The organism is Nakamurella multipartita DSM 44233, from assembly GCF_000024365.1.
In the GTDB taxonomy this organism is placed as follows: domain Bacteria; phylum Actinomycetota; class Actinomycetes; order Mycobacteriales; family Nakamurellaceae; genus Nakamurella; species Nakamurella multipartita.
This window is the reverse complement of sequence record NC_013235.1, coordinates 5,066,245-5,081,808: the sequence shown is the minus strand read 5'-3', so window position 1 is coordinate 5,081,808 and position 15,564 is coordinate 5,066,245. Positions and strand designations below refer to the sequence as shown.

The window sequence follows — 15,564 nt, the reverse complement described above, 5'->3', positions numbered from 1 at the left end:
CGGGCCGGCGGCTTGTGACACACGGAGGCACACATGAGTGACCAGGGTTTGAAGGAACGGCTGCGTGCGGATCTGACCGCGGCGATGAAGGCCCGGGACACCCTGACCACGTCGACGCTGCGGTTGGCCCTGGCCGCCATCACCACCGCCGAGGTGGCCGGCCCGCAGGCCAAGGAGCTCTCCGACGCCGAGATCGTGACGGTGCTGCAGAAGGAGGTCCGCAAGCGGGGCGAGGCGGCCGAGGCGTTCGCCGGGGCCGGCCGGGACGAGCAGGCGGCCAAGGAGCGGGCCGAGGCGCAGGTGCTCTCCGGCTACCTGCCGCAGAAGCTGACCGATGCCGAGGTCGAGGACCTGGTCGCCGCGGCCGTCGCGGCGGTCACCGCCAGCACCGGCGCCGCGCCGACGATGCGGCAGATGGGCCCGGTGATCAAGGACGTGCAGGCCCGGGCGGCCGGTCGCGCCGACGGCTCGCGGATCGCCGCCGCGGTCAAGCTCGCATTGTCCGGGGCCGGGTGAGCGGACCCCGTCTCGCGGCGTTCATCTTCGTGCGAGAGGCTCAGGGGCGTTGTCGTTCGATCGCGCCCGGAGGCTTTCGTCATGAGTGATGCTGCATCTGTCCCGTTGGCCGATATCGGTGTGACGGGGTTGGCGGTGATGGGGTCGAACCTGGCCCGGAATTTCGCCCGGAACGGGTTCGTGACGGCGGTGCACAACCGTTCGTATGCCAAGACGAAGGCGTTGATCGACGAGCACGGCGGGGACGGGGTGTTCGTGCCGTCGGAGTCGGCCGCCGATTTCGTGGCGTCGTTGGCCAAGCCCCGCAAGATCTTGATCATGGTCAAGGCTGGTGAGCCGACCGACGCGGTCATCGAGGAGCTGGCCGCGCTGGTCGAGCCGGACGACATCATCATCGACGGGGGGAACGCCAAGTTCGCCGATACCCGCCGCCGGCAGGCCGCGCTGGCCGAACGCGGGATCCATTTCGTGGGGTGCGGGGTCTCCGGTGGGGAGGAGGGCGCCCTGAACGGGCCCTCGATCATGCCGGGCGGGTCGGCCAAGTCGTACGAGTCGTTGGGTCCGATCCTGGAGAGGATCTCGGCGCATGTCGACGGGGCGCCGTGCTGCACGCATATCGGCACCGACGGCGCCGGGCATTTCGTGAAGATGGTGCACAACGGCATCGAGTACGCCGACATGCAGTTGATCGCCGAGGCCTACGACCTGCTGCGCCGCGGCGCCGGGCTGTCCCCCGCCCGGATCGGGCAGATCTTCGGCGAGTGGAACAAGGGCGATTTGGATTCGTTCCTGATCGAGATCACCGCGCAGGTCCTTTCCCAGGTCGACGCCGAGACCGGGGCGCCGTTCGTGGACGTGGTGGTGGACGCGGCCGGGATGAAGGGCACCGGTACCTGGACCGTGCAGACCGCGCTGGACCTGGGCATCCCCGTCAGCGGGATCGCCGAGGCGGTGTTCGCCCGCGGCCTGTCCTCGGCGGCGGCGCACCGGGCGGCCGCGGCCGGGGTGTTGCCCGGCCCGGACGGCACCTGGCCGATCGCGGATGTGGACGCGTTCGTGGAGGACGTGCGGATCGCCCTGTACGCCTCGAAGATCGTGGCCTACGCGCAGGGGTTGGACGAGATCTTCGCCGGCGCGGCGGAGTACGGGTGGGACATCAACGTCGGGGCGGTGGCCCGGATCTGGCGGGGCGGCTGCATCATCCGCGCGAAGTTCCTCAACCGGATCACCGAGGCCTACGACGTCTCCACCGGGATCGAGCTGCCCGCGTCGCTGCTGCTCGCGCCGTACTTCACCGACGCGATCGCGAACGCGCAGGACTCCTGGCGGCGGGTCGTGGCCGGTGCGGCCACCGCGGGATTGCCCACCCCGGGGTTCGCCGCCGCCCTGTCCTACTACGACGGGCTGCGCTCCGAGCGGCTGCCGGCCGCGTTGATCCAGGGCCAACGCGACTTCTTCGGCGCCCACACCTACCAGCGCGTCGACAAGCCCGGCACCTTCCACACACTGTGGTCCGGCGACCGCACCGAAACCCAAACCGCCTGAACCCCAGCCCCCGGCCCCGGGCGGGCGGATCAACGCGGCGCAGAAACGGACAAAGCACCACCCGAACCGCCGAGATGATCAGCCCGCCGGCGGGCGCCGCGCGCCAAGCAGCGGGTGAGGGCGGCCCGGGGGCGGGTCGGGCGCGGGATAGGGTGCTCGGAATGAGCACGCCCGTTCTGACCGCGGTGGCCTGGCCGTACGCCAACGGGCCCCGGCACATCGGCCACGTTTCCGGCTTCGGGGTTCCCGCCGACGTCTTCTCCCGGTACCAGCGGATGGCCGGCAACGACGTGCTGATGGTCTCCGGCACCGACGAGCACGGCACCCCGATCCTGGTGCAGGCCGACCAGGAGGGCGTGAGCGCCCGGGAGCTGGCCGACCGGTACAACCGGGTCATCGTGGAGGACCTGCACGGGCTGGGCCTGAGCTACGACCTGTTCACCCGCACCTCCACCCGCAACCACTACGCGGTCGTGCAGGAGCTGTTCCGGACGGTCCACCGCAACGGCTACTTCGTCGCCAAGACCACGATGTCGGCCATCTCCCCGTCCACCGGCCGCACCCTGCCCGACCGGTACATCGAGGGCACCTGCCCGATCTGCGGCTACGACGGGGCCCGCGGCGACCAGTGCGACAACTGCGGCAACCAGCTCGATCCCATCGACCTGATCAACCCGCGTTCGCGGATCAACGGTGAGACGCCGGTTTTCACCGAGTCCGAGCACTTCTTCCTGGACCTGCCGGCGCTGGCCGACGCCCTGGGCGGGTGGCTGCGCACCCGCACCGACTGGCGCCCGAACGTGCTGCGGTTCTCGTTGAACCTGCTCGACGACCTCAAGCCGCGGGCGATGACGCGCGACATCGACTGGGGCATCCCGGTGCCGTTGGACGGCTGGCGGGACCGGCCGGACAAGAAGCTGTACGTCTGGTTCGACGCCGTCATCGGGTACCTGTCCGCGTCGATCGAGTGGGCCCGCCGGTTCGGCAAGAACGGCGAACCGGATCCCGACGCCTGGCAGCGCTGGTGGCACGGGGGCGACGAGCAGGCCCGCGCCTATTACTTCATGGGCAAGGACAACATCACCTTCCACTCGCAGATCTGGCCGGCCGAGCTGCTGGCCTACGACGGGCGGGGCGAGCACGGCGGATCCGCGGGCTCGTTCGGCACGCTCAACCTGCCCACCGAGGTGGTGTCCAGCGAGTTCCTGACCATGAGCGGTTCGAAGTTCTCCACCTCGCGGCGCACCGTGATCTACGTCGGTGATTTCCTGCGCGAGTTCGGCCCCGACTCGCTGCGTTACTTCATCGCCGCGGCCGGGCCGGAGAACCAGGACGCCGACTTCACCTGGGAAGAGTTCGTGCGGCGCAACAACTTCGAGCTGGCCAACGAGTGGGGCAACCTGGTCAACCGGTCGGTATCGATGGCGCACAAGAACTTCGGCGGCATCCCGGCGGGCACGGCCCGCACCGACGCCGACGTCGAGCTGCTCCGGGCGTCCGAGGCGGCCTTCGCCACTGTCGGGGACCTGTTGTCCCGCAGCCGGTTCAAGGCGGCCTCGGCCGAGGCGATGCGGGTGGTCGGGCTGGCCAACAAGTACATCTCCGAATCCGAGCCGTGGAAGCTCAAGGACGATCCGGAGCGGCAGGGCACCGTCCTGCACACCGCGCTGCAGGTCGTGGACGACGCGAAAACGCTGCTGACGCCGTTCCTTCCGCATTCCTCGCAGGCCGTGTTCGAGGCGCTGGGCGGGGCGGGTGTGTGGGCCGCGCAGCCGGAGATCCGGATGGTCACCGACTTCGACGACGACGTCGAGGGAGTCGGGGTGCCCGAGGTGGTGGACTACCCGGTGCTGACCGGTGACTACGCCCACGAGCAGGCCGTCTGGGCCCGCCGGGACATCGAGGTCGGCCGGCCGCTGAGCAAGCCCACCCCGCTGTTCACCAAGCTCGATCCCGGCCTGGGCGAGACCGGTCCCGAGTGGGCGCCCGTCACATGACCGGCGAGCCGCATCCCGCGGTGGCGGGTCGGCCCCTCGCGTCCCCGCCGGAGCCGTTGCCGGCCCCGGTCACCGACGCGCACACCCACCTGGACGCCTGCGGCTGCCGCGACGAGCACGATGTCGCCGAGGCGATGGCCCGGGCCGCCGCGGTCGGCGTGACCCGGGTGGTCACCGTCGCCGACGATCTGGCCGCCGCCCGCTGGGCCGTGCAGGCCGCCCAATGGCATCCGGAGCTGTATGCCGCGGTCGCGCTGCATCCCACCCGGGCGGACACCCTGGACGACGCCGCCCGCCGCGAGATCGAGACGCTCGCCATCGACCCGCGGGTGGTGGCGATCGGCGAGACCGGCCTGGACCACTACTGGGACGCCGCCCCGCACGCGGTCCAGGACGAGGCGTTCGCCTGGCACATCGACCTGGCCAAGCGGGTGGGCAAGCCGGTGATGATCCACGACCGGGACGCGCACGAGGACGTGCTGGCCGTCCTGAACCGCGAGGGTGCGCCGGATGCGGTGATCTTCCACTGCTTCTCCGGGGACGAGGCGATGGCCCGGCTGTGCGCCGACGCCGGCTACTACCTCTCGTTCGCCGGTCCGGTCAGTTTTCGCAATGCGCGCGAGCTGGCCGCCGCCGCGCAGATCGTGCCCGCCGATCGGCTCCTGGTGGAGACCGACGCCCCGTTCCTCACCCCGCATCCGCACCGCGGCAAGCGCAACGAGCCGTTCGCCCTGCCGTACACGGTGCGGGCCCTGGCCCAGCTGCGCGGGCAGGATGTGCTCGAGCTGTGCGACCAGGTCCGCGCGAACGCCCAGGCGGTGTTCGGCTTCCCCGGGTGAGCCGGCCCGCCGGCCGGTTGCGCGGAGCGGGACTGTCCACTCAGTGACCATCGCCACGCCGGCGGTTGCCTTCCTGTGCTCCCACCGTTACCCTCCTGTGATAACAGCCGGGTCGGGGAAGCCTGGTTGCGTCAGGGGCAGGACCTGTCGGCGACATCGATCGGCTTGGGGAACAGCGGCCGATCCGTCGGGGACAGGCCCTGTTTTTTTGTGCCCGCACACGTGGGCGCACCCGGGCGTGACCGCCCCCTCTCGGTCCCGACGACCGTGGAGGTGCCGTGACCGCAGCGCCCGACACCGATGCCGATTCCGGCCTGCCCTCGACCGACGAGGACGCGCCGCCGGCCGGCACCGGCCCGTCGAGCGGGCGGCACTGGGCCCCGTCCACCCCGCGGTCCTGGGGCCGGATCGCCGCGGTGGCCGGGGCGGTGCTGGTGCTGGTCCTGGGCGTCGCGGTGGGCATCGCCCTGGCGATGCACAAGACGGTCACCGTCGTCGACGACGGGGCCGCCACCCAGGTCGGGACCATGTCCGGCACGGTGCAGGGGGCGCTGGACGATGCCCAGCTCGCCGTCGGTGAGCACGACACCGTCGCGCCCGGGCTCGATGCCGCGCTCGAGGACGGCATGCAGATCGTCATCCAGCGGGGACGGCTGCTCACCCTGACCGTCGACGGGCAAACCCGGCAGGTCTGGACCACCGCGGGCACCGTCGAGCAGGCCCTGCAGCAGCTCGGCCAGGACCCGGCCCAGTACCGGCTCTCAGCCGACCGGAGCCGGCCGATCCCGCTGGCCGGGCTGAGCGTCTCGGCCGACACCCTGCACACCGTCACGGTCACCGTCGACGGGTCGTCGCAGCAGGTCACCGGCACCAGCCGCACCGTCGGGGAGCTGCTGGCCGAGGCCGGCATCACCCTGCGCGCCGATCAGCGGGTCAGTCCGGCCGCGTCCGAGCCGATCACCGCCGGCGCCGCCATCACCATCACCACGCTGCCCACCGTCACCCTGGCCGTCGGGGCCGACCCGGCCACGTCCACGCCCACCGACCAGACCACCGTGGGCGGGGTGCTGTCCGCGGCCGGGGTCACCCTGGGGCCGGACGACACGGTCACCCCGGCGGTCGAGACCGGCGTGAGCAACGGCCTGCAGGTGACCGTCACCCGGATCTCCTACGTCGACGAGACCGTCACCGAGACCATCGAGCAGCCGGCCGACCAGACCGTGTCCGACGACTCGCTGGCCGCCGGTACGACCACCGTGAGCCAGCCCGGCCGAGCCGGCGTCGCCGAGGTCAGCTACCGCACGACCGTCACCAACGGCGTCGCCGGAGCCCGGGAGGAGACCGCGCGCACCGTGGTCACGGCGCCGCGCGCCCGGATCGTCACCGTCGGCACCAAGCCGGCCGCGCCGGCGCCGGCCGCGCAAGCGGCTCCCGCCAGTCAGGCCCCGGCCAGTTCGGCCCCGGCCAGCCAGTCCGCCGCGCCGGCTCCGGCGCCCGCCGCGACTGCTCCGGCGCCGACCGGGGGCTGGAGCGTGAACTGGGATGCCATCGCCAGGTGCGAGTCGGGCAACAACTGGTCGATCAACACGGGCAACGGCTACTACGGCGGGCTCCAGTTCGACTCGGGGACCTGGCTGAGCAACGGTGGCGGCGCCTACGCCCCGCGGGCCGATCTGGCCACCAAGGACCAGCAGATCGCCATTGCCGAGAAGGTCTATGCCGCCCGTGGGCTCTCGCCCTGGGCCTGTGGCTACGCGGCCGGCTGAATGACCGGCCCAGGCCGGTACCCGTAATTTCCGGGAAGCGGAATTGTCCGCAGTAATGATGCCGTCGTCGGCACCATTCCGCACGGGTCCGGGCGACTTTACCCGGCTGGCCGATACGGACGTTCGAATCGTGCTCCTGAAAAGCGCTGACGAGGCCTGCCGCCCGCACCTACTTGATCGATTCACTTTGCCTGGGAATGAGGCTGGGTAAAAGGAAGGCAAAAACCCTTCCTGTCTATGTGACCGCCATCACGTTTGTATTCGTGGGCAAGTGTCAGCTACGCCACAGTTCAAGCACAGGGGTATCCAAACCGTTGCCGCTCGTTTATCGTTTCGTGATAGCAGCTGGGATGGGAACGAACCAAACCGGGCGCAACGGACGACTTCGAGTCATCAATCGTCATGATCACCGTAAATACGCGGTGCCGGACGGGACCGAATCGCCGGAATGTTATCACGACGACTTTCAGTGATCATTCAGCCCTGGGTTGGCCCTGCCCCGGGACCTTCGAACAGACGGACTAACTACTTTGACTGCCACCGATAACTCGACCGACATCTTCGAGCCGACCACCGAGTCCGCCGAGACCGAAACCTCCACCACCGCGGTGAAGACCGGCCGCAGCCTGCGCAAGCCGGCGCTCGTCGGCGCCGCGGCGCTCGTCGTGGCCCTGGTGGCCGGCGGCAGCATTGCCCTGGCCGCCCACAAGGACGTCACGGTCACCGTCGACGGCCAGGCCCAGGAGGTCGGCACCTTCTCCGGCTCCGTCGAGGGCGCCCTGGGCGCCGCCGGCGTCACCGTCGGCGAGCACGACACCGTCGCTCCGGCGCTGGACACCGCGATCTCCGATGGCTCGCAGATCGTCGTCGAGCACGGTCGCCTGCTGACCCTGACCATCGACGGGCAGACCCGCGAGGTCTGGACCACCGCGAGCACCGTCGAGGAGGCGCTGGCCGAGCTGGGCCAGGATCCCTCGGCCTACAAGCTCTCCGCCGACCGGTCCCGCGAGATCCCGCTGGACGGCCTCGCCGTCACCGCCGACACCCTTTTCAGCGCCACCGTTTCCGACGGTGCCGCGGCGGCCGCTCCGATCACCTCCGCGGCCAAGACCGTCGGCGATCTGCTGGCCGAGCAGAGCATCGTGCTGGGCCCGCTGGACACCGTGAGCCCCGACGCCTCCACCCCGCTGAGCAACGGCCTGGTCGTCGCGGTCACCCGGGTCGCCAAGACCACCGTGACCGAGGACGTCGCCGTGGCCCAGCCGGCCGACCAGACCGTCGAGGACAGCTCGGTCGAGCGCGGCGTCAGCACCGTGACCCAGCAGGGTTCGGCCGGTACCGACTCGGTGACCTACGAGGTGACCACCACCAACGGGGCCGAGAGCGCCAAGACCGAGGTCTCGCGGACCACCGTGACCCCGGCCCAGGCCACCGTCATCACCGTCGGCACCAAGAAGCCGGTCTCCACCTCCTCCGCCAGCACCGGCTCGTCCTCGGGCAGCTCGTCCTCGAGCAGCTCGAACTCGGGCAGCTCCTCCTCGAGCAGCTCCAGCGCGGCCCCGGTGTCCTCCTCCGGCTCCAGTGGCATCAACTGGGAGGGCATCGCCCAGTGCGAGTCGACCGGCAACTGGTCGATCAACACCGGTAACGGCTACTACGGCGGCCTGCAGTTCGACAACTCCACCTGGGCCAGCGGCGGCGGCACCGCCTACGCCCCGCGCGCCGACCTGGCCACCAAGGAGCAGCAGATCGCCGTGGCCGAGAACGTCGCGGCCAGCCGTGGCTCCTCGCCGTGGGCCTGCGCCTACGCCGGCTGATCGAGTCTTTTGATCGGCTAAAGTAAAGAATTAGAAAAATGCCCCCGCCATCGGCGGGGGCATTTTTCGTGCGTATCGAAGGCATTGTGAGATATGCCATGCTTGATAGACCACGCATGACCCTTGCGGGCGCTGACCAGCGCCGTTATTGTTTTGTAATAGAAGCCGGGATGGGAAGTCAAACCCACCGGGGACGTCGCAGGACAAGGCGGCACCGCGCTCGACCACGACCCACCAGGTGGCAGCGGGTGCGATCGAGATTCGCCTGTTCGATGTGTTGAGGGTCTAGGGGACCACATCGCTGCGGTTGCCCCACTGTGCCCTGCCCGGATGCCGCTGACAACACATCGGAAGAGCCGTGACCTTACAAATAGACAACGTTGACGCCCCGTCCGGGCCGAACGAGCAGCCGGCCCGCCGGGGCCTGCGCCGCAAGCTGGTGCTGGTCGGCGTGGCCGCCGCGCTCGGTGTCGTGGCTGTCGGTGGCGCCACCGCCGCCGCCATGTCCAAGCACGTCGTCATCACCGTCGACGGCCAGGACCAGCAGGTCACCACGCTGTCCGGCTCGGTGGCCGGTGCGCTGTCCGCCGCGGGCCTGTCCGCCGGTGAGCACGACGTGCTCGCGCCGGCCGCCGACACCGCCATCTCCGACGGTTCGCACATCGCCCTGGAGCGCGCGCGGCTGTTGACCCTGACGGTCAACGGGACCACGCAGCAGCTGTGGACGACCGCCGACACCGTCGAGGAGGCCCTGCTGCAGCTCGGCCAGGATCCGTCGGCCTACCAGCTGTCCGCGGACCGGTCCCGGGAGATCCCGCTGGACGGTCTGGACCTGACCGCCTCCACCCTGCACACCGTCAGCCTGGCCGTCGGCGGGGCTCCGGCCACCACCGTCCAGTCCGGCGGACAGACCGTCGCCGACGTGCTGGCCGCCCAGGGCATCACCCTGGCCGCGACCGACACCGTCGACCCGGCCGGCACCACCCCGGTCACCGACGGCACCGCGATCACCGTGACCCGGGTCGCCGTCACCACCACCACCGACACCGTCGCGGTCGCGCCGGCCGACCAGACCGTCGAGGATCCCAACCTGGACAAGGGCACCACCCAGGTCGTCGCCGCGGGTACCCCCGGCCAGCAGCAGGTCGTCACCCAGGTCACCACCACCAACGGGGTGGAGACCGGCCGTCAGGAGCTGTCCCGCACCACGGTGCTCGAGGCCACCCCCAACCAGGTGCATGTCGGCACCAAGTCCACCCTGGACTGGCAGGGCAGCCGGGTGTTCTTCCACGACACCGAGTTCGGCGTGAACTGGGACGGTCTGGCCTACTGCGAGTCGACCAACAACCCGCACGCGGTCAACAACCCGGCCGGCTACCTGTCGACCTACGGCCTGTTCCAGTTCGACCTGCCCACCTGGGCCTCGGTCGGCGGCTCGGGCAACCCCGGGGATGCCTCCCCGGAGGAGCAGTTGACGCGGGCCAAGTTGCTCTACCAGTCCCGTGGGCTGGAGCCGTGGCTCTGCGGCTACGCCGCCAGCGGCCCGCCCGCCGGCTGATCCACCTCGCACCGCTTTGATGAGGGCCCGACCGACCGGTCGGGCCCTTCGTCATGTCGGCCCGATGACGCCCGGGTGTCGGGCCCGGGACCGGCGCCGGACAGCTCCCCGGACGTGTGAGGATGAACGCTGTGAGGCAGGCGACGCGCAGCGGGGCCGGAAAGGTGGCGGTGTGACCGAACAGGAGCCGGTGACGCTGCTCGGCGCGGTCGAGGTGCGGCGGCTGGCCGAGGTGCTCGATCTGCAGCCGACGAAGACGCTCGGGCAGAACTTCGTGCACGACGGCAACACGGTGCGCCGGATCGTCGCCGCCGCCGACCTGCGCTCGACCGATCACGTGCTCGAGGTCGGCCCGGGCCTGGGGTCGCTGACCCTGGGCCTGGTCGACGCGGCGGCCGCGGTGACCGCGGTGGAGATCGACCCGCGGCTGGCCGCCCTACTACCGACCACCGTCCGGGCGCATGCCCCCGGGCGCTACCAGGCGCTCAACGTGATCACCGCCGACGCCCTGACCATCACCGCCGACCGGCTGGCGCTCACCGACCCGGACCGGATGGCGCCGGCGGACCCCACCGCGCTGGTGGCCAACCTGCCCTACAACGTGGCCGTGCCGGTGATCCTGCATCTGCTGGCCGAGGTGCCCACCCTGCGCCGGGCCCTGGTCATGGTGCAGGCCGAGGTCGCCGACCGGCTCGCCGCCGACCCGGGCTCCAAGACCTACGGGGTGCCCAGCGCCAAGCTCGCCTGGTACGGGCGCGCGCACCGGGCCGGTTCGGTGAGCCGGACCGTGTTCTGGCCGGTGCCCGGGGTCGACTCGGCCCTGGTCGCCTTCGACCGGTCACCCACCGCGCGGACCGGCGACCGGTCCGCCGTGTTCGCCGTCATCGACGCCGCGTTCGCGCAGCGCCGCAAGACCCTGCGGGCCGCGCTGGCCGACTGGGCCGGCAGCCCCGCCTTCGCCGAGCAGATCCTCACCCGGGCCGGCATCGACCCGAGCGCTCGCGGCGAGGTGCTGGGCATCGCCGAGTTCACCCGGATCGCGCAGGCGCGCGAACTCATCGACGCGGCCGCCCACGAATGATGGCCTCGAACTCCGGCCCGACGGCGCTTGCGCCCGCGGGTCCGTCGGTGCGGGTCCGGGCGCCGGCCAAGATCAACCTGTACCTGGCCGTCGGTGACGTGCGCGAGGACGGCTACCACGATCTGGTGACCGTGTTCCAGGCCGTTGACCTGGCCGACGAGCTCACCGTGCGACCGGCCCGCCGGTCCGCGGTGCGCACCACGCCGCCGGACGGCGTGCCGGTGGGGGCCAAGAACCTGGCCGGGGTCGCGGCCCGGCTGCTGGCCACCCGCACCAAGTCCGGTGGCCCGGTGGCCATCGACATCGCCAAGCAGATCCCGGTGGCCGGCGGGATGGCCGGCGGCAGCGCCGATGCCGCGGCCGCGCTGGTTGGCTGCGCCGCCCTGTGGGAGCTGCGGGTGCAGCGGCAGGAATTGATCGAGATCGGCCGGGAGATCGGGGCCGACGTGCCGTTCGCGCTCGCCGGCGGCACCGCGCTGGGCACCGGGCGGGGCGATCTGCTGTCCCCGGTGATGACCCGGGCCCGGCTGCACTGGGTGCTGGCCATCGCCGATCACGGCCTGTCCACCCCGGCCGTGTTCGCCGAGCTGGACCGGCTGCGGGCCCAGGGCGGCGGGCCCCCACCGGTGCGCCCGGTGGACACCATGCTGGCCGCCCTGACCAGCGGCGAGCCGGCCAAGATCGCCGCCGCGTTGGGCAACGACCTGCAGGCCGCCGCGATCTCACTGGCCCCCGGGTTGCGCCGCACCCTGCGGGCGGGGGAGCAGGCGGGCGCGCTGGGCGGGCTGGTCTCCGGATCGGGGCCGACCGTCGCCCTGCTGTGCGCCGACGCGGAATCGGCCGGCGCGGTGGCCGCCGAACTGGCCGGGTCCGGAACCTGCCGATCCGTGCGGGTGGCCGCCGGCCCAGCCCCGGGGGCCCGGGTCCTGCCCAACGGAGGGACCGGCTGATGGCCAACGTCATCAACGCCGAGAACGTGCGCCTCGTCCGCGGCGTCCGCGCCCTGTTCGACGGGGTCTCGCTCGGCGTGCAGGAAGGCGAGCGCATCGGCGTCCTGGGCCTGAACGGCTCGGGCAAGACCAGCCTGCTGCGCATGCTGGCCGGGCTCGACGCCCCCGACAGCGGCCGCATCTCCTCGCCCCGGGGCAGCACCGTCTCCCTGGTCTCGCAGACCGTGGACCTGCCGGCCGGCGCGACCGTGCACTCGGCCGTGCTGGCCGCCTTCGGCGACGCCGAGCACGCCTGGGCCTCCGACAGCGCGGTCCGCGCGGTCCTGGACGGCCTGGGCCTGCACGGGCTTGGGCTCGACTCGCTGGTGGCCGAACTGTCCGGTGGGGAACAGCGCCGGGTGGTGCTGGCCGCGGCCCTGGTCGCCGATGCCGACCTGCTGCTGCTCGACGAGCCGACCAACCACCTGGACATCGACGCCATCGCCTGGCTGGTCGAGCATCTGCGCCGGCGGCGCGGTGCCGTGGTCGCGGTGACCCACGATCGCTGGTTCCTGGACGCATTCGCCACCCGCACCTGGGAGGTCGTCGACGGCGATGTGCTCTCCCGCGAAGGTGGGTACTCCGACTGGGTTTTCGCCCGCGCCGAGCGGCTGCGGCTGGACCGGGCCGCGGAGGAACGGCGCCGCAACCTGGCCCGCAAGGAGTTGGCCTGGTTGCGGCGCGGCCCGCCCGCCCGCACGTCCAAGCCGCGATATCGCATCGAGGCCGCCGAGGCGCTGATCGCCGACGAGCCCGAGCCGCGAAACACCGTGCAGCTGCACGCCTTTGCCCGCCGCCGGCTTGGCCGGGACGTGATCGAACTGAAGGCGGCGACGGCCGCGGTGCCGGGCACCCCGCCGGGGCGCATCCTGCTCGAGAACGTCGACTGGATCGTCGGTCCGGGCGACCGGATCGGCATCGTGGGGGCCAACGGGTCGGGCAAGTCGACCTTGCTGCGGCTGCTCATCGGGTCCCGCGCCCCCGATTCCGGCGTGGTGCGGATCGGCTCGACGGTGCGGATGGGCTACCTGTCCCAGGAGGTCGCCGAGCTGCCCGGACAGCTGCGGCTGATCGAGGCGGTCAGCGAGGTCGCCGGTTCGGTCGACCTGGGCGGCAAGACGTTGACCGCCGGTCAGCTCGCCGAACGGTTCGGCTTCACCAGCGCCCAGCAGTGGACGCCGGTGGCCGACCTGTCCGGTGGGGAGCGTCGGCGGCTGCAGCTGCTGCGCATCCTGATGGACGAGCCGAACGTGCTGATCCTGGACGAGCCGACCAACGACCTGGACGTGGACACCCTGTCCGCGTTGGAGGACCTGCTCGACTCCTGGCCGGGCACCTTGCTGGTGGTCAGCCACGACCGGTACCTGATCGAGCGGGTCGCCGACTCGGTGCTCGCGCTGTTCGGCGACGGTCAGCTGACCCACCTGCCCGGCGGGGTGGCGCAATACCTGGAACGCAAGGCGCTCGCGGTCGGCACGGCCAGCTCGGCGATCGGGGCGCCGGCGAGTCCGGCCGGTCCGCCGGCGAACTCGACGGCCGGGGTGCCGGCCTCGGGCAAGGGCAGCCGGCCGGCCGAGCCCGCGGCCGCCGCCGGCGCCCAACGCCGGCTGGTGGAAAAGGAACTCGCCGCGGTCGATCGCAAGATGGCCAAGCTGCAGACCGACGTCACCAAGGCGCACGCCGCTTTCGCCGCGCACGACCAGAGTGACTACGTAGGTCTGGCCGCCCTGACCGACCAGCTGCGTCAGCTGGAACGCGAGATCGCGGACCTGGAAACGCGGTGGCTGGAACTGGCCGAGACGCTCGACGGCTGATGGGGCCGGCCGGGCAGCGCGGCCCGGCCGGCCCGAATTCCGGGGATTCGCCAACGCGCTGACGGTGTGCATTGTCGGCGCATTCGACGTCACTCGGTCGGTGTGGCCGTACCGGTATTTCCCGGCCCGGCCGGTGACCCTGAGTCAATCAGCAACCCCGCAGTGGGGCAACGACTTTCGGACCGTCACCGCCTCGGGTCGATTCGGTTGAATCAACCCGCGAACCGCGCGTGCACCATTTACCCTCATCGAATGTGGATCGGGGGATTTCGGCGGATTCGGCTGTGGTGCGGGCAGCGGAACGAATGGCGAATCGACGGTGCCTGCGGCCATCGATCCGATCGGCGGATCGGTCACCGCTGCCCGGCGGTGTCCGGACGGCCGGCGCCGGGCCAGTGCGGCACCCGAAGGCGGTGACCGGTGCGTCCTGATCCGCGCCCCCGGCTGCGCCGGCCCTGGCGCTCGATGTCCACCGGGCCCGTGCTACCCGGGGTGCTGGCCGCCGTGCTCGTCGCCGGTCTGACGGCCTGCGGCTCGTCGCCGTCCGCGGCGTCCTCGTCCGCCCCGGCGGTCTCGGCGGCGGCGACGGCGGTCTCGGCGGTCTCGGCCTCCGCGGGGGCCACGGCGGACCACCGCGCGGTGGTCATCGTCTCCGGCGGCGACGCGGTGAGCCCGTTCACCACCCCGACCCAGGCCTGCACCACCGGCCTGGCTGCCGGCAACACCGACACCGCCCTGCGGGCGGCGTTGCTGGCCGACGCTCAGCAGGTCTACACGGCGCCGGCCATGAATGCTCGCAGTGCCGTGATCGAGCCGGACCCGACCTCCTTCGGCGCGTTCGGCGACTGCCCGGCCCCGCTGCCGGCCTTCATGACGATCCTGTCCAACGGCGACATCGACAACGGGGGCGAGCATCTGGCCCACTTCGTCAACTACCTGCACGACACCGAGGGCGTGACCGAGATCGACTGGGTGGGTCACTCGAACGGCGGGCTGTGGGCCCGGGCCGCGACCCGCATCCTGCGGGACACGGGCAGCCCGGTGCGGGTCGGCTCGCTGACCACCGTCGGCACTCCGTGGGAGGGGGCCGTCCCGTTCCGGATCGTGTTCGGCGAGTTGCCCGAATCCACCTGCCTGGACAACGCCGTGTGCCTGAACCTGGTGGCCGTCATGCGGGAGGAGGCCAAGGGCGACCTGGGGCTGGGCCGGCAGCAGCTGGCGAGCTACCTGCTCGGCGACGGCGGCTGGAACGCGGCCCAGCTGGGCGTGCTCGACACCATTCCCGTCCACCTGATCGGCGGTGGCTACCTCACCGAACCGGCCGGCGATCCGCAGATCTGGCCGTTCGACGGGCTGGTCTCGCAGTACTCGGCCACCGCCCAGGGGCTGCCGGAGCAGACCGCCCCGCTGCGCACCTGTAGCCGCTACCCGCTGACCCACAGCATCTACATCTCCCTCGAGCTCGGCCTGGACTGGCAGACCGCGCTGACCTGGAACGACGACGTGATGGCCGACGTGACCGGCTTCGTGCGGTCCGTGCAGCAGGGCGGCCCGCCCACCGGCGAGCCCTGCACCTCCTGACGGGACCGGGTCTGCCGGCCGCCGCCACCGGTCGTCTCAGCGTGCCGGGCGCCCGTCACCG

At 71.6% G+C, this 15,564-nt stretch carries 11 protein-coding genes; all 11 read left to right on the top strand.

Going from position 1 to position 15,564, the window contains the following annotated elements; all coding sequences use genetic code 11:
- The first annotated feature begins 33 nt into the window (after window positions 1-33).
- Entirely contained in the window at window positions 34-516 is a 483-nt protein-coding gene (locus tag NAMU_RS22585) for a GatB/YqeY domain-containing protein (protein ID WP_015749657.1), read from the top strand.
- An 81-nt stretch (window positions 517-597) separates the two neighbouring features.
- Window positions 598-2,061 (top strand): NADP-dependent phosphogluconate dehydrogenase, encoded by a 1,464-nt coding sequence (gene gndA, locus NAMU_RS22580; protein WP_015749656.1) that lies wholly within the window; start codon window positions 598-600, stop codon window positions 2,059-2,061.
- Between the two features lie 161 nt (window positions 2,062-2,222).
- Window positions 2,223-4,058 carry a methionine--tRNA ligase gene (gene metG, locus NAMU_RS22575; RefSeq protein ID WP_015749655.1) on the top strand — a complete coding sequence of 612 codons (1,836 nt, stop codon included), beginning with the start codon at window positions 2,223-2,225 and terminating at the stop codon, window positions 4,056-4,058.
- Window positions 4,055-4,897, top strand: a complete 843-nt coding sequence (locus NAMU_RS22570; RefSeq protein WP_015749654.1) for a TatD family hydrolase — start codon at window positions 4,055-4,057, stop codon at window positions 4,895-4,897. Before metG ends, NAMU_RS22570 begins: the two co-directional genes overlap by 4 nt.
- A 278-nt stretch (window positions 4,898-5,175) precedes the next feature.
- Window positions 5,176-6,663 (top strand): ubiquitin-like domain-containing protein, encoded by a 1,488-nt coding sequence (locus tag NAMU_RS31540; RefSeq protein WP_015749653.1) that lies wholly within the window; start codon window positions 5,176-5,178, stop codon window positions 6,661-6,663.
- A gap of 530 nt (window positions 6,664-7,193) precedes the next feature.
- The gene (locus NAMU_RS31535; RefSeq protein WP_015749652.1) at window positions 7,194-8,480 is read left to right on the top strand and encodes a resuscitation-promoting factor; all 1,287 of its coding nucleotides are present in this window, start codon (window positions 7,194-7,196) and stop codon (window positions 8,478-8,480) included.
- 358 nt (window positions 8,481-8,838) lie between these two features.
- Window positions 8,839-10,038 (top strand): resuscitation-promoting factor, encoded by a 1,200-nt coding sequence (locus NAMU_RS22555; RefSeq protein WP_015749651.1) that lies wholly within the window; start codon window positions 8,839-8,841, stop codon window positions 10,036-10,038.
- A 172-nt stretch (window positions 10,039-10,210) separates the two neighbouring features.
- Window positions 10,211-11,119 (top strand): 16S rRNA (adenine(1518)-N(6)/adenine(1519)-N(6))-dimethyltransferase RsmA, encoded by a 909-nt coding sequence (rsmA, locus tag NAMU_RS22550; protein WP_015749650.1) that lies wholly within the window; start codon window positions 10,211-10,213, stop codon window positions 11,117-11,119.
- A complete protein-coding gene (locus tag NAMU_RS22545; protein ID WP_015749649.1) occupies window positions 11,116-12,069 on the top strand; it encodes a 4-(cytidine 5'-diphospho)-2-C-methyl-D-erythritol kinase in 954 nt (317 codons plus the stop codon). The genes rsmA and NAMU_RS22545 overlap by 4 nt, the downstream gene beginning before the upstream one ends.
- On the top strand, window positions 12,069-13,922 hold the full coding sequence (locus tag NAMU_RS22540) for an ABC-F family ATP-binding cassette domain-containing protein (RefSeq protein WP_015749648.1): 1,854 nt from the start codon (window positions 12,069-12,071) through the stop codon (window positions 13,920-13,922). The genes NAMU_RS22545 and NAMU_RS22540 overlap by 1 nt, the downstream gene beginning before the upstream one ends.
- 420 nt (window positions 13,923-14,342) lie before the next feature.
- Complete coding sequence (locus tag NAMU_RS22535) at window positions 14,343-15,503, top strand: esterase/lipase family protein (RefSeq protein ID WP_138180423.1); 1,161 nt, start codon at window positions 14,343-14,345, stop codon at window positions 15,501-15,503.
- Window positions 15,504-15,564: the final 61 nt, after the last annotated feature.

Bases quoted from the DNA above. Each gene is read 5' to 3' on its own strand.
- NAMU_RS22585 (WP_015749657.1), top strand. From the start codon at position 34: ATGAGTGACCAGGGTTTGAAGGAACGGCTGCGTGCGGATCTGACCGCG.
- gndA (WP_015749656.1), top strand. From the start codon at position 598: ATGAGTGATGCTGCATCTGTCCCGTTGGCCGATATCGGTGTGACGGGG.
- metG (WP_015749655.1), top strand. From the start codon at position 2,223: ATGAGCACGCCCGTTCTGACCGCGGTGGCCTGGCCGTACGCCAACGGG.
- NAMU_RS22570 (WP_015749654.1), top strand. From the start codon at position 4,055: ATGACCGGCGAGCCGCATCCCGCGGTGGCGGGTCGGCCCCTCGCGTCC.
- NAMU_RS22545 (WP_015749649.1), top strand. From the start codon at position 11,116: ATGATGGCCTCGAACTCCGGCCCGACGGCGCTTGCGCCCGCGGGTCCG.
- NAMU_RS22540 (WP_015749648.1), top strand. From the start codon at position 12,069: ATGGCCAACGTCATCAACGCCGAGAACGTGCGCCTCGTCCGCGGCGTC.